Below are 15,304 nucleotides of genomic sequence, written 5' to 3' on the forward strand. Positions count from 1 at the left end.
TCTTATTTAAAAATGATTCAGTAATTGAATCACTTTGTTATAATGCATAGCAGTTGGACCGATAACGGCTAAATGACCGCTTATATCTCCAGAAATTTCATAATTTGTACTTACAATCGATATACCATGTAAGTCTTTATTAATTTCTTGTCCAATATTGACACTTATTGAATCATTAGTCGTTTCATTTAAAAATTGAGCAATGCGTTCTGATTCAAGATATTTTAATATAGATTGAATCATCGTTATATTCGTAACATCCATTGCCTCAATCAGGTGCATCTTTCCACCTAGAAACATTTCTTCACTTTGATTATTAATTTGAGTTAATAATGCATGTTTAAACTTCTTGATAAAGTTGTGATCTATGAATGACAACGTTAATGATTCTAACGTGTTTATCATTGTAGATAAAGTATTTTGCTTAAAATGTTGATTTAAAAAGTTCATTAGTTTCTCTATTTGTTGCTGATTCAAAGATTCTAATACTTGAACATGAATTTTCTCAACATATCCATCAGTAAATACAATGACACTCATTAGATGAGTAGGGTTGACTCTAACAAAATGAATTTCAAATATATATCTTGAAAATTTATTTGGTCCAAGTACAACAGTCGTATAATGTGAACGATTTGATATTTCTAAAGCTAACCATTTGAGCATAGCATTTACATCGTATTGGTTTTCATCATGGAATTGATTAAACCAATTTGCGCTTTTCTTACTTTGTGACTTAGACTTTAGTAATTGATCTACATAATGTCTAATTCCACTTTCAGAAGGAATACGCCCAGATGATGTATGTGTCTTTTCTAACAAATCTAAATCTTCAAGTTGCTTCATTTCATTTCTAACTGTTGCTGGACTTATAGGCAATTGATGCCTTTCGATAATCGACTTAGAACCTATTGGTTGTCCTAACTCAACATAATCCTCAACAATCACATTTAATATTTGTAATTGTCTCTCAGTAATCATGTCATCACCTCGATTAGCACTCTCTCTTATCAAGTGCTAATTACAATTTATCAAATTGGTCAAAGAAAGTCAACGTTAAAGCATTCGATTTTTCAAAACTTTTTTCAAAATAATAATTAACTTAACAAAAATCTCTCAAACACTTCATTACCAATGTTTTGACCCCTATTACTCAAACGTAAATAATCATTTTCATCTATTAATAATTCTCTTGAAGTTAATTCATTAACATGATCACCGAACACATCTTCTATTGATCTTTTGAATTTATTTTTAAATTTAGACTTGGAAACACCTTCAGTCATTCTAAGACCAAGAAACATTTCCTCTTCCATTTGTTCTTTAATAGATACATCGCTACTTTGTAATTTAGGCATTTCATTATGATTAATCTTTTTAATGTATTGATTAACGGGGTTAATGTTTCCATATCGAACCCCTTTTATATAGCCATGCGCACCTGCACCAAATCCGTAATATTCTTCGTTTTTCCAATAAACCATATTATGTAGGGATTCATGTCCAGACTTTGAAAAGTTTGAGATTTCATATTGATTTAAATTTGAATTTTTCATTTTTTCCTTTAAATGCTGATACATCTCTTCCCCTAAATCTTCATTTGGTAATTTTAATTTACCTTTTCTATATAAATTATAAAATTGAGTTTTTGGTTCAAGTATAAGTGCATAGCTTGAGATATGATCAACATCTAGCGCTAATGCTTTGTTTAGTGAGTCATCAAATTGTTTTAATGTTTGTCCTGGCAAATGAAACATTAAGTCAAGACTAACAGAATCAATTTGATGCTTTCTAGATAAGTTGACTGCTTTTTCAATATCTCCACTATGATGTGTTCTTCCTAACACTTTAAGCAATTCATCGTCAAATGTTTGAACACCTAACGACAATCTATTTACGCCATATTGTTTTAATAATTTTATTTTAGCTTCAGTCAATTCATCTGGATTAGCTTCAAAAGTATATTCTTTTGTAATTACGAACAAGTCATTAATCGCTTGAAGCAATTTTTCTAATTGTAGTTCTGATAAAGCTGTAGGTGTACCACCACCTACGAACATTGTTTCAACTATTTTATCTTCCCTAGTTGCCATTTCTTTAATCAAGCAATCTAAATATTCATCAACTGGTTGATTGGCTATATAAAACTTATTAAAATCACAATAAGTACAAATTCTCACACAGAAAGGTATATGAATATATACACTTTTAGCCATATAAACTCTCCTTTAAAAATAGAAACAGCTACATATTATGCAGCTGTTTCAAAATTAGTCTTCATCCATTTTAAGTACAGCTAAGAATGCATCTTGAGGTATTTCAACATTACCTACTGATTTCATTTTAGCTTTACCTGCTTTTTGTTTTTCAAGTAATTTACGTTTACGGCTAATATCTCCACCATAACATTTTGCTAATACATTTTTACCCATCGATTTAATATTTGTACGTGCGACTATTTTATTACCAATTGCTGCTTGAACTGGCACTTCAAATTGTTGTCTTGGGATTAATTTTTTTAATTTTTCAACTATTACTTTTCCTCTATCATATGCAAAATCTTTATGAACGATAAAACTTAATGCATCCACTTTTTCACTATTTAAAAGTATATCCATCTTAACTAATGTACTTTCTTGATATCCAATTAGTTCGTAATCAAACGAAGCATAACCTTTTGTATTAGATTTTAGCTGATCGAAGAAATCAAACACAACTTCTGATAATGGAATTTCATAAATAATATTCACTCTAATATCATCTAAATAATCCATTGTTTTAAAGTTACCACGTTTTTTCTGACACAGTTCCATAACAGCACCGACATAATCATTAGGAACCATCATTGTTGCTTTAACATATGGTTCATAAATTGTATTTATTTTTTGTGGGTCTGGAAATTGTGACGGATTATCTATTTGAACTTTTTCTCCATCTGTTAGTTCACATTCATATACAACTGAAGGAGCAGTAGCAATCAATTCAATATTAAACTCTCTCTCAATTCTCTCTTGAATGATTTCCATATGCAATAATCCTAAAAATCCAGTTCTAAAACCAAATCCTAGTGCTTGCGAAGTCTCAGCTTCAAATTCTAATGAAGCATCATTAAGTTGTAATCTCTCTAACGCTTCTCTTAAATCATTATATTTACTATTATCAATCGGATATAATCCACAGAATACCATTGGATTCATTTTTTTATATCCTTGTAGTGGTTTTTCAGCAGGTCTATTCGCTAATGTTATAGTATCACCAACGTTTGAATCTCCAACATTTTTAATAGATGCAACAATATAACCTACATCACCAACTGATAAATTTTGAACTGGAAGTTGTTTAGGTGTATTAATACCTACTTCTGTAACTTCAAATGTCTTCCCAGTAGACATCATTTGAATTTTATCTCCTGCTTTAACAGAACCTTCAACTACTCTAATTGAAGAAATTACGCCTCTGTATGCATCAAATGAAGAATCAAATATTAAGGCTTGTAATGGATTCTCAGGATCACCTTCAGGAGGCGGAATCATTTCTACTACTTTTTCTAAAATATCTTCAATTCCAATATTGGCTTTAGCACTAGCTAAAACGGCATCACTTGCATCTAAACCAATTACGTCTTCAATTTCTTGTTTCACACGTTCAGGCTCAGCAGCAGGCAAATCAATTTTGTTAACCACTGGTATTAATTCCAAATCGTTATCTAACGCTAAATAAACATTAGCTAAAGTTTGAGCTTCTATCCCTTGAGCAGCATCTACTACTAATATCGCACCTTCACACGCTGCCAAAGAACGTGAAACTTCATATGTAAAGTCGACATGTCCTGGTGTGTCTATTAAGTGTAAAATATATGTTTCCCCATCTTTTGCTGTATAGTTCAATCGAACAGCATTAAGTTTAATCGTAATACCACGTTCTCTTTCAAGATCCATAGAATCAAGCAATTGTGCTTTCATGTCTCTTGTCTCTACAGTTTTAGTATTTTCCAATATTCTATCTGCTAACGTTGATTTACCATGGTCAATGTGAGCAATAATTGAAAAGTTTCTAATTTTATTTTGGCGCTCTAGGCGTTTAGTTCTGTCCATTTGAACTCCAACTTTCTCGTTAATTTTACATCTCTTAAATGTAAGTCGCATCTTTGATATGATACCGTCTTTATGAAATAAATGCAAACGTATTACCAAACTAACAATAAAGTGGTATGCTTTATAAGGAATGTGCAAATAATGATTGCACTTATGTCCTACATTTGATAAAATATTTTTTGTTGCAATCAAATAATTTTTGATCACGGACAACATACTTAGGAGGTGACTCTCATGCCAAACATTAAATCTGCAATTAAACGTGTTTCTGTAACAGAAAAGAAAGACGCTGCAAACATATCACAAAAAAATGATATGCGTTCAGCTGTAAAAGCTGCTAGAACTGCTATCGAAAATAATGCTGATAACAAAGGTGAATTAGTTTCATTAGCTGTTAAAAAAATTGATAAAGCTTCTAAAAAGAACTTAATCCATTCAAATAAAGCTGATAGAATTAAATCAAGCTTAATGTCTAAAGCTAACTAATTATTAAAGCTACAGAATTTTCTGTAGCTTTTTTATTTTTATATTTTTAAGATGAATAGTTCTAAAATAAGCACTTTATCCATATATGAAGATTTTAAATCATAGTCTGTTTCTGCACATACATCAATTGTTGCTAACAATCTTTCCAAAGATAATTTCCTCACTATACGAAGTGCAAGTTTAACTCTATATGGATGAACGCCTATTGTTTTAGCTATTTGTTGTTCACTATAATGCTTACTAGCTAATATTTTACATTGATAATATAACCTATAATTACTTGTTATCAATGCTAATAGTTTAATAGGCTCTTCTTTCATATTAATTAAATCTTTCAATAAGTTTATAGACTTCTCTTTCTGCCCTTTTTGTATATATTCTGTAAGTAAAAATACGTTTTGCTCTAACGAACGACTCACAATATCTTTTACATCTTGTTTATTTATTACCGCTTCATCGCCTATAAATAATACTAATTTATCAAGTTCAGCTTTTATTATATTAAACTGTATACCTGTAAGCTCTAAGAACGCTACTAATGCATCTTCTTTAATATCTTTGTATTGTTCATTTAAATAAGACTTAATCCACTGTTTTATTTCTTGCTCTGTCATTTGATCAATTTTATTTAATCTAGCATTTTTCTTAACAGATTTGACTAACTTTTTCCTTTCATCTAACTTTTCATTGAATACATCAAAAACAACTAATGTTTCCCCGTCATATTGCTCAATAAAACCAATCAATTGATCAACATTTTGATTAATATTATTTGTTACTTTTTCTCCTGTAAAAAGGTATGCATTCTTAATATGTACTACTTTCTTATCTGAGAGGAATGGTAAAGTTAATGCTTCTTCAATTGCGCTCGAAATGGATGTCTCATATAAATCATATTTTACATAGTTGAACTCATCGCGTTCTCCATCTAAATATTGATTGATAATTTCGTCAGATTTTTTCTCTATTAGTGCATCTACTGCACCATAATTCAACACAATATTATCTTCCAAAATAAGTCTCCCTCTCTTATAAAGTTCTAATTAAGTATAGCATTTTTAAGTTTATTATCATATAATGAATGTAAGTATAGGAGGGAGTCATATGAACAGATTTGAAGGTGAAAATACTCAAGGGCGTAACAATGACGTTAAAGACTCTGGAATGGGATTTTTAGTTGGTTTCTTATTCTTGGCTGCAATTTATATAATTGCTCAAGTATTTAGTTTACTTCCAAATTAAGATTTACATAATAAGACCATTTTTATAAAGCGTACAAAAATTCAATGATTTTTGTACGCTTTTTTATTATACTCATTTAATCCATTATTGACTCTAATACTATTTTCTTCGATTACAAAGTTTATCACTCCATAATCTTGTGTATTAAAGACTTTACATTTATTTCCTTCAAGCTTTTTTACTATTTTCTGGCTTGGCAATCCATATCTATTGTTACGACCTGAACTAATGACACATAATTTAGGGTTTACTTTATATAAAAATTCACCACTTGTACTAGTTGAACTACCATGATGACCTACTTTTAAAAGATCATAGTTTTGTTTTAAATCACTTATTATAATATGTTCTACTCTTTCTGTTGCATCCCCTGTTGCTAGTATTTTTTTATTGTATGCTTTTATTTCTGTAACAATAGAAGTATCATTTTTATCTTCATGATTTTCACTATCATTATTATATAATTGATAAATAGATTCACCAATTTTTAATTTATTGATATTTCTACTATCTATTATATTTGTGTTAGTATTAGCAACTTCACTTATTAATAACTTTAAATATGGACTATCCCACGTCTTTTGATTGATAACTAAATTTTTAATTTCAACTTTCTTTATCAAATTGCTCAATTCACCCATATGGTCAGCATGAGGATGCGAAATGATTAAATAATCAATTCGATTATAGCCATTCTCATGTAATTCCGGGACCAGCACTGAATCAGTATAAGTAAATTCTTTATTCCTAATTTGCCATTTTTTCTTCTTTCTCTTATCTTTGCCTCCTGTATCAATCATAACTACTTTATCTACATCTTGATGATAAGCAATCATTGCGTCTCCTTGACCTATATCTAAAAACTTCAAAATCACCCTATCATAATTCGGTCTTATGGATATAGCTAAAATTAATATTGAAAATATAGTTATTGATTTAACGATATGTTTTTTAAGCACTAAAATTGAAATTGATACTACAACTATAAATATTAAAAAATATAAAAATCCATCTAGATTTCTAACAACTAAATCATTGATTGGTATATTATTTATTTTCTCAATTAAGTCAATTGTTTTACTTAGTAAGGTTTCAATAACATCACTCAATAAAAATGGTACTTTTTTAAATATGATAAATATGATTAAAAATGTCATTACGAGAGGAAATATTATTAGCTCAAAAAGTGGAATAAAAATAAAATTACTTATAAAACCGAGCCATTGAAAAGTATTAAAGTGGAGAATCAAAATAATAAATGGGGATAATTGCGATATTATATTTATGGTGAATATTTTATAGAAGGTTGTAAATGTTTTAATAATTGGAATACATAATAGGATAAATGTGGAAATAATATAAGATAATTGGAAGCCAATGTCAAATATGACATAAGGATTATAAAGGGTATATAAAATGAATGTAATAGATAAAATTTGCAATGAATCAATATTCGTAATTCTTTTAATAACCATATATACCATAACGACACCAACAGCTCTTAAGACGCTAGGACTTAAACCTGTCAAAATGGCGTATAACGGCAATGCTATAAAAATAATCAACTCCGCATGGTTGTATTTCACATTAATTCTTAGTAAAAATCGAAATAAAAATACATTGACTAATGCAACATGAGAACCACTAACAGCATACAAATGATAAATTCCTAAATTTTTTAATTGTTCTATTCTTTCAGATGATAAATAACGTGTTTCACCTAAAGTTAAGGCGATAATATCATCTATATTTTTTACGTCTAGTTTTTTAAGATTTTGTATTAACCTCTCTCTGTAAAGTTGTCCCTTCTCAATAACATTTAAATAACGCTTTTTACAACTTCCTACTGAAAAATTTTTCAGTTTTAATACTCCGTCTATTTCATGCTCTAGCAAATATTCGTTATAATTAAACTTTAAATTGTTAGTGTTAGGCAACGTGATTGTTTTGTTATAAGTAATGATGCAATTCTTCATAAATGGCATTGTGTTTAAAAGCTTATTTTTTTCATGTTCATTTTTCAATTTGTAAAACACTTTATATGATTTACCATTTATATCGCCATTAGCTTGAAATAAATCTCCATCTATAAGCACTTTATCTCCAAATTCTATTACGTTAGTGTAACTTTTATGATCAATAGGAATATTAAAAGAATCAATTTGAGGTAATAATAACTTTGGATATGTTAAATAGCCCATGAAGATAAACGATAAACTCATTATCATTATTTTAAACGAGTGGAGCTTAATAAAACAGCTTAACGAAATGATAATGAGTATGGATAATCCTACATATAAATTTAGATGAAAAATATAGCCACATAATAAATAAAGTGCAAAATAAAACCACATATATTTATTCAACCATTAATTCAAATATTTAATAATATCTTGTGGATGAAAATCAATTTTTTCATAATGTACACCTGACTGTTCTAATAACTGAATTGCATATGTATGATTATGATAATCTTCAGCATAATAAATTTGTTTAATACCTGCTTGAATTATTGTCTTAGTACAATTTAAACATGGAAAGTGTGTAACATATATTGTTGCGCCTTCTGTAGAAACACCGAGTTTAGCACATTGAATAATAGCATTCATTTCAGCATGTATTGTTCTAATACAGTGACCATCTACCACTAAACAACCATTATCGATACAATGTTCTTCTCCAGAAACTGATCCATTATAGCCACCAGCAATTACTCTATTATCTTTCACGATTGTAGCGCCAACCGATAGTCTTTCACATGTTGATCTTAATGATAAGAGATGACTTTGAGCCATAAAATATTCTTTCCATTGTATTCTTTCCATTCCATATCGACCTACCTTTCATATAACCTTATTGTAATTATTTAAAAGTGTAATTGCAATTTCAATCTAATACAATATATTCCTTTAATGATTCAACTGTTTTTTCTCCAAAACCTTTAACTTTTTTTAAATCTTCAATAGTCTTAAACTCGCCTTTTGTTTCCCTATATTGTACGATTGCTTCTGCTTTATTAGGACCAATATCTGGTAATTTTTCTATTTCTGCTTTATCACCTGTATTTATATTAACTTCTATCTTGTTTTCTGTGGGCTGATTTAACATTGCACTAGAAACATGTTCTCCTTGTGATGGCACATAAATATACATTTGGTCCTTTAATTTCTCAGATAAGTTTATTTTTGTAATATCTGCGTTGCCTTTTATTTGTGCTTTCTTTAATACATCATCCACTCTATCTGATGTTTTCATGTTATATGTATTCGGAAAATTGACTGCACCTTTCACATCTACAATGACATTTTTATTTGCTTTTTCTTCTGGTGATGACTTTGCTAACTCTTGTTTATCTTTGTTCTCAATGGATGTTTCAATCGTCTCACGATGAATTGAACGATCTTCCATATTCATTTGTTCTGAGTCTGGCTCAATAAATAAAAATTTAAATACAACAAATAATAAAATTACGCCTATTAAAACGAAATGATAATTGTTACGTATCCAATCTTTTATTTTTATAACATTATTCAAAAAAACACCTCCTACTTTATTAAACGTAAGAGGTGTAAATGATTACTTATTTTTGCGCAACAATAAAATGTCTATCGCCATCTTCATTGTAATCATCGATATTAAAATCTGTAAAAACGTTCTTCACTTCAAAACCAGCAAATTCTAAAAGTTGTTTATATAATGGTATTTCAAATGTTATTTGATAATGTTCTTCATCAAATCTTTCGTATAAACCATCTTCTCTTTCAGCAAAAAATGACATTTGATGATATACACTATTCGGTTCTTCGCCTGCAATTGCTTGCCAAGTTAAAGTTAAGTGTTCTGATTCATCAATATAGTTACAATTATTAAACTGGTGATTCATTTTATGAATTGAATGAACATCAAAAATTAGTAAACCATCTTTCTTTAAGTAATTGTTTATATAGTTAAATACTTGAAGAACATCTTCCGGATCAGTAACATAGTTTAAACTATCACAAAATATCGTAATGACATCATAATTTTTGGGTAAATCTAAATCTCTCATATCTTGGCAATACCAATCAATATTTGGATTTCGACTTTCAGCTATTTCTAACATTTCAGCACTTAAATCAAGGCCACTAACATTACCAAAGTCTAAAAGTTTAGTAGTTAGTCTCCCAGTGCCACAACCAATATCTAAAATTTCATTATCATTACTTTTTAAAAAATGACCGACTATTTCTTTCCATTTGTCATATGGCTGATCATCAGTTAATAAGTCATAATAATTGCTCATACGATTGTATGCCATTAATTAGCAACCTCATCTAAAGTAATGAATGGTGGTGCATCTTTATATAATCTTTCTAAATTATAATAATCACGTTCTTCTCTATGGAAAACATGAACAACTACATCACCTAAGTCGATTAATATCCATCTTGCTTCGTTAAAACCTTCTAATCTTTTTACATTTATGTCATTAATTTCAGCTTCATCTTTAACATTTCTAGCGATAGCTTGAACTTGCTTATCACTATTACCATGACAAATAACAAAATAATCCGAAATGTCACTTATACCTTGCATATTAATTGCTATAATATCTTCAGCACGCTTATCATCACATGCTAATATACTTTGTTTCATTAATTCATTCGAATTCATTTAACCATTCCTTTATTGTTCTGAATGCAAATTATAATAATTCAAACATTCAATAGTTTTTAAGTGTACTGTTTTATCTTTATTAATTAAATGTAAGACAGTACGTTTTGAAATTTCATAAACAGCTTTATCTAAGCTACGTTCTTTGAATACGATATCTCTAATTTCTTCAACACCCGGTGTAGTTCTTTTAGGCTCGATATAATCAGCGATAAAAATAATTTTTTCAGTCTTGTTCATTTGAGCTCTACCTGTTGTATGACTATATATAGCATAATAAATTTCTTCATCATCTATATCATATAGATCTTTAAGACGAGCTGCAGCAACTGGTCCATGTAATATCTCTGATCCATAGCTTAATAAATCATGCCCTAAATCATATTGAGTCACACTTTGATATAAATCTGAAAGCTCTTCATATTTACATAAATCATGCAAAATACCTGCTAATTCAACTTTTTTAGAGTCACCATCAAAAATTTCTGCTATTTTTTTTCCTGTTTCTGCTACTCTAATTGAATGATTATATCTTTTTGAAGGCAAAGTTTCTTCTACTAACTTTACTGCTTTTTTAATTTTCATACAATCGTCCCCTTTTGATATATGTTTCAATTCTTGGTGTAACCAACATCTTTATAGATTGACGATTTTTAGATCGATTACGAATGTCTGTTGAACTTATATCTATTCTAGGTATGTGTAAAGCTAACATACCTTCATGAACATCTTGGGTATCGACTTCTCTATTAACAACTACAAAAGTTAACATATTTTTCAATTCCTCTATGTTTTTCCATTTATTCAAATTTTCATATTGATCGGAACCAATAACAAAATAAATTTGATAATTAGGATATTCACTTTGAAATTCTTTTATTGTATCAAATGTATAACTTGTACCTTTTCTATCAATTTCTCTTTTATCAACTACACCAAATTGTAAATCTTCAATCGCTAATTCTAACATATTTACACGTTCAGATTCTATAAGATAAGCATCATTATGTTCTTTAAGTGGAGACTGATAACTAGGTAAAAATATAAATTCATCTGGTTGAATAAAATGATATGATTCACTCGCGACTAACATATGACCAATGTGAATAGGGTTAAATTGGCCACCATATATCACTAATTTTTCCATAAAAATTAAGGCAGTTCTATTTTTTTGTTTTCGTTAGATTCTTTATATATAACAATGATATTTCCAATAAGTTGTACGAGTTCACCATTAGTCTGTTTTGCAAGAGTCGCCGCTATTTCTTTATGATCATCCATATTATTTTGTAAAATATGCACTTTAATTAATTCTCTTTTTTCTAATGCTTCTTTCACTTGTTCTATCATATTTTCATTTAATCCACCCTTACCTATTTGAAAAATCGGGTCTAAATGATGTGCTTCTTTTCTTAAATATCTCTTTTGTTTACCAGTTAACATAATTATCTCCTTTTTAATTCGTTTTTTACTTTATTTTTCATTTCTTCAATAACTGCTTCTTTGCCAGTCCATATTTTAAAGCTTTCAGCACCTTGATATACAAACATATCCAACCCATTGTATATTGCTAAACCTCTTTTTTCACAAGCTTGTAAAAAAGGTGTTTTATTTGGGATATAAATAATATCACATACTAAAGTATTTTTATTTATATTTTCTATTGGAATAATGAGTTCACTGCTACTTTCATTCATCCCAACAGGTGTTGTATTTATAATAATATCAAATGTATTTAGTATATCCTTAACGTCTGTTAAGCTCATAGCTTCTACATCTAGTTTCCAGTTATCAAACCTAGTTATACTACGATTAGCAACAGTAATTTTATTATTGGTAAATTTCATCATTTCTGACACAATGCCTTTACTAGCACCACCAGCACCGAGCACTAAAATATTATCATTATCTATTGAGCCATGCTTGTCTATTAAGCCTTTAACAAAGCCAATACCATCAGTATTATAACCTATCCACTTATCATCTTTCACTAAAACTGTATTTACTGCTCCTATATGCTCTGCACTTGGAGATATTTCATCTAAATACGGAATAATTGATTCTTTATGTGGAATCGTAATATTAAAGCCATTTAATTCATTTTCTTTAATAATTTCTTTAATGTACTGAAAGTCTTGAGGTGATACGTCCAAAGCGCTATATTGATCATTTCTACCTAAAGCATTAAAATTAGCTACATGCATAATAGGTGAAAGAGAATGGCTTATAGGATGACCAATAACTCCAAATTTCATTTAAATCACCTCTTATAAAATTGATGTTCTCAATGTAACTTCCACTTCTTCAGGTGCAATTACATGTACTTCAGCACCAGCATCAACAGTCACAAATCCTAAACCAGAAATCATAATATCTTGTCTTTCAAATTCAGTTGTAACTTCAGTTTTCTTTAAACGGTCAAAATCAAAGTTTGTAGGATCATATGGTGGCTTTAGAATTTCACCAATTTGACGATTCCATAAATCATCAGCATTTGCTAACTTTGTTCTATGAATATTTAAATCATTAGAAACGAAACATGTTAAAGAACGTCTGCCACCACTTACATAATCCACTCTAACTAATCCACCTAAGAATAAACTTTGTTCTTCATTTAATTGATAAACTTTTGGTTTTATTTCTTTTTTAGGCATTACAACTTTTAACTCTTTGTCCGTTACATAATGTGTCATTTGATGACTTTGAATAATACCTGGTGTATCAAACATATAAGAGTCATCATCTAGAGGGATATCTATCATATCTAAAGTTGTTCCAGGGAAATGACTTGTTGTAATGACTTCTTTCTCACCAACACTTTTCTCAATTAATTTATTAATTAATGTTGATTTCCCGACATTGGTTGTACCTACAACGTACACATCTTTACCGTCACGAACTTTTTCAATTATATCTAGTAAGTCATCAATTCCTTGATTTTTATATGCAGATATTAAAACTACTTCATCAGGATTTAAGCCGTAATCTTTTGCTCTACTTCTAAGCCATATTTCTACTCTTCTTTTATTAATTGCTTTAGGTAAAATATCCATTTTATTTGCTACTAGGACAACTTTTTTCTTACCTACTATATCTTTTAAACGATGTATCATTGATCCTTCTAAATCAAATACATCAACTACATTAACAATCAAACCATCTTCGTTATGGAGTGATTTCAGCATATTTAAAAAGTCTTCACTTGTTAAATCAACATCTTGAACTTCATTATAGTTTTTAAGTCTAAAACATCTTTTACAAATGACATCTTCTTTACTCAAACTAGATTGTGGAACATAACCTGCTTCTTTCGGATTATCAGATTGAAGTGTTGCACCACAACCAATACATTTAGCTATTTCTGTCAAATTTATTCCTCCCAATTAATTAAACCTTTTCTCTTGAAATAGTTTAGGAATCTTCTCTCAATTAAGCGATTGAATTTTGTAACTAAACCATCTGTTTTTTTCACTGGTACTACCATTATTGTATAAAGTCCATTTCTATTACCGCCAAAGACGTCAGTTAACATTTGATCACCTATCACAACGACTTCAGATTTATTAACGTCCATTAAATTCGAAGCTTGTCTAAATGCTTTACCTCTTGGTTTGCGTGCTTTGAAAATATAATCAATGTTTAACGTCGATGAAAATGATGCGACACGTTCTTGATTATTATTTGATACAATCGTTACGGTAATATTTTGTTCTTTCATCTCTTCAAACCATGTTCGTACTTCATCAGTTGGATCTTTAACATCCCAACCAACTAAAGTATTATCTAAATCTGTAATGATTGCTTTTATATTTTTTGATTTTAAATGTTCAGGCTTAATATCAAAAATAGACTGAACATATTCATTTGGCAAAAAGTATTTAGTAAAAATTCCCATTATTACACCTCAATATTATTCTTATTTTAACATAAATTAAAAGGACATTCCTTTTAGTTGAATACAAAATAAAAGTGTTGCAAATCGAATTAGATTCGCAACACTAAATATTATTCAGTAATTTCACGGTCAGATTCTTTTTCAACATCTGTATTCGCAAAAATCACAAAACCAACAAGTGCTGTAGCAATGACAGCGATAGCCATTAATATTAACATGATACTGCCTCCTTATGCCACTCTATTTAATAATAATTTTACAATTTTACTGGAATTCACGCAAGCTACTTTTAAGAATTCTTCAAAAGTAACATCTGATTCTTTATCTGCTAAGTCTGAAACTGCTCTTGTAACAATGATAGGTACGTTAAATTGGTGACACGTTTGTGCTATAGCGCCAGCTTCCATTTCAACGACGCTTGATGTAGGAAAGTTAGATTTGATTTCTTTACGCTGTTCAAACGATCCAATAAAACTATCACCAGTTGCAACTTCTCCAACAATACCATTTAAGTTCAGATTCTCTATAGATGACTTCGCAAGAGATATCAATTCTTCTTTTGTTTCATAATATTCTGGCATACTTGGAACTTGTCCAAATTTATAACCAAATGCAGTCGCATTAACATCATGATAATAAACTTTATTACTGATGATTATATCTCCAATATTTAATTGATTGTCTACTGATCCAGCTGACCCCGTATTAATAACAAGTTCTGGATTGAATTCATCAATTAATAATGTAGCTGTAATAGCAGCATTGACTTTACCAATTCCACTTTGTGCAAGTATAATTTCTTTGCCCTCTAATTGGCCTCTATAAAAAATAACATGTGCTTTTTGGATTGTTTCTATATTTTCAATAGATGACTTTAAAATTTCAACTTCTTCTTCCATTGCTCCAATTATACCAATCATGCTTATCACTCCAT

At 29.4% G+C, this 15,304-nt stretch carries 18 protein-coding genes; 2 read left to right on the plus strand and 16 right to left on the minus strand.

The genetic code is table 11. From position 1 onward, the window contains the following. Positions 1-6 precede the first annotated feature (6 nt). The 3 genes from hrcA to lepA form a co-directional block, all read right to left on the minus strand. Positions 7-981: a heat-inducible transcriptional repressor HrcA gene (hrcA, locus tag LQ668_RS00805; protein WP_107509464.1), complete on the minus strand. Its 975-nt coding sequence runs from the start codon at positions 979-981 to the stop codon at positions 7-9. Between the two features lie 116 nt (positions 982-1,097). Then, on the minus strand, positions 1,098-2,216 hold the full coding sequence (gene hemW, locus LQ668_RS00810; RefSeq protein ID WP_107509463.1) for a radical SAM family heme chaperone HemW: 1,119 nt from the start codon (positions 2,214-2,216) through the stop codon (positions 1,098-1,100). 54 nt (positions 2,217-2,270) lie between these two features. Beyond that, a complete protein-coding gene (lepA, locus tag LQ668_RS00815) occupies positions 2,271-4,094 on the minus strand; it encodes a translation elongation factor 4 (RefSeq protein WP_239732662.1) in 1,824 nt (607 codons plus the stop codon). Between the two features lie 234 nt (positions 4,095-4,328). On the opposite strand from lepA, the gene rpsT reads away from it, so the two are divergent. Then, positions 4,329-4,580 carry a 30S ribosomal protein S20 gene (gene rpsT / locus LQ668_RS00820; RefSeq protein WP_078356505.1) on the plus strand — a complete coding sequence of 84 codons (252 nt, stop codon included), beginning with the start codon at positions 4,329-4,331 and terminating at the stop codon, positions 4,578-4,580. Between the two features lie 38 nt (positions 4,581-4,618). On the opposite strand, the gene holA is transcribed toward rpsT, so the two are convergent. Then, on the minus strand, positions 4,619-5,593 hold the full coding sequence (holA, locus tag LQ668_RS00825; RefSeq protein ID WP_078356504.1) for a DNA polymerase III subunit delta: 975 nt from the start codon (positions 5,591-5,593) through the stop codon (positions 4,619-4,621). Positions 5,594-5,684: 91 nt separating this feature from the next. On the opposite strand from holA, the gene LQ668_RS00830 reads away from it, so the two are divergent. After that, positions 5,685-5,822 carry a YqzM family protein gene (locus LQ668_RS00830; RefSeq protein ID WP_078356503.1) on the plus strand — a complete coding sequence of 46 codons (138 nt, stop codon included), beginning with the start codon at positions 5,685-5,687 and terminating at the stop codon, positions 5,820-5,822. 41 nt (positions 5,823-5,863) lie between these two features. Here the strand turns inward: LQ668_RS00830 and LQ668_RS00835 are convergent, their stop codons facing one another. From LQ668_RS00835 to mtnN, 12 genes are all read right to left on the minus strand, one after another. After that, a complete protein-coding gene (locus LQ668_RS00835; RefSeq protein ID WP_238418507.1) occupies positions 5,864-8,044 on the minus strand; it encodes a DNA internalization-related competence protein ComEC/Rec2 in 2,181 nt (726 codons plus the stop codon). 147 nt (positions 8,045-8,191) lie between these two features. Beyond that, positions 8,192-8,647, minus strand: coding sequence for a ComE operon protein 2 (locus LQ668_RS00840; RefSeq protein WP_078356501.1), 456 nt, complete (start codon positions 8,645-8,647; stop codon positions 8,192-8,194). A gap of 61 nt (positions 8,648-8,708) precedes the next feature. Further along, positions 8,709-9,356: a helix-hairpin-helix domain-containing protein gene (locus LQ668_RS00845; protein ID WP_119634251.1), complete on the minus strand. Its 648-nt coding sequence runs from the start codon at positions 9,354-9,356 to the stop codon at positions 8,709-8,711. 46 nt (positions 9,357-9,402) lie between these two features. Continuing rightward, positions 9,403-10,119 (minus strand): class I SAM-dependent DNA methyltransferase, encoded by a 717-nt coding sequence (locus tag LQ668_RS00850; protein WP_115337377.1) that lies wholly within the window; start codon positions 10,117-10,119, stop codon positions 9,403-9,405. Continuing rightward, the gene (rsfS, locus tag LQ668_RS00855; RefSeq protein WP_078356498.1) at positions 10,119-10,475 is read right to left on the minus strand and encodes a ribosome silencing factor; all 357 of its coding nucleotides are present in this window, start codon (positions 10,473-10,475) and stop codon (positions 10,119-10,121) included. The genes LQ668_RS00850 and rsfS overlap by 1 nt, the downstream gene beginning before the upstream one ends. Positions 10,476-10,487: 12 nt before the next feature. Further along, on the minus strand, positions 10,488-11,060 hold the full coding sequence (gene yqeK, locus LQ668_RS00860; protein ID WP_078356497.1) for a bis(5'-nucleosyl)-tetraphosphatase (symmetrical) YqeK: 573 nt from the start codon (positions 11,058-11,060) through the stop codon (positions 10,488-10,490). Further along, a complete protein-coding gene (gene nadD, locus LQ668_RS00865; protein WP_107509082.1) occupies positions 11,050-11,622 on the minus strand; it encodes a nicotinate (nicotinamide) nucleotide adenylyltransferase in 573 nt (190 codons plus the stop codon). Before nadD ends, yqeK begins: the two co-directional genes overlap by 11 nt. 5 nt (positions 11,623-11,627) lie before the next feature. After that, positions 11,628-11,918: a ribosome assembly RNA-binding protein YhbY gene (gene yhbY, locus LQ668_RS00870; protein WP_078356495.1), complete on the minus strand. Its 291-nt coding sequence runs from the start codon at positions 11,916-11,918 to the stop codon at positions 11,628-11,630. A 2-nt stretch (positions 11,919-11,920) separates the two neighbouring features. Then, entirely contained in the window at positions 11,921-12,730 is an 810-nt protein-coding gene (gene aroE / locus LQ668_RS00875) for a shikimate dehydrogenase (RefSeq protein WP_107509081.1), read from the minus strand. Positions 12,731-12,742: 12 nt separating this feature from the next. Further along, entirely contained in the window at positions 12,743-13,843 is a 1,101-nt protein-coding gene (gene yqeH / locus LQ668_RS00880) for a ribosome biogenesis GTPase YqeH (protein WP_078356493.1), read from the minus strand. Between the two features lie 2 nt (positions 13,844-13,845). Then, on the minus strand, positions 13,846-14,370 hold the full coding sequence (locus LQ668_RS00885) for a YqeG family HAD IIIA-type phosphatase (RefSeq protein WP_078356492.1): 525 nt from the start codon (positions 14,368-14,370) through the stop codon (positions 13,846-13,848). Between the two features lie 230 nt (positions 14,371-14,600). After that, positions 14,601-15,290, minus strand: a complete 690-nt coding sequence (mtnN, locus tag LQ668_RS00890) for a 5'-methylthioadenosine/S-adenosylhomocysteine nucleosidase (RefSeq protein WP_078356491.1) — start codon at positions 15,288-15,290, stop codon at positions 14,601-14,603. Positions 15,291-15,304: the final 14 nt, after the last annotated feature.

The sequence above is a fragment of the Mammaliicoccus sp. K-M42 genome (genome assembly GCF_022386375.1).
Classification (GTDB): Bacteria; Bacillota; Bacilli; order Staphylococcales; family Staphylococcaceae; genus Mammaliicoccus; species Mammaliicoccus fleurettii.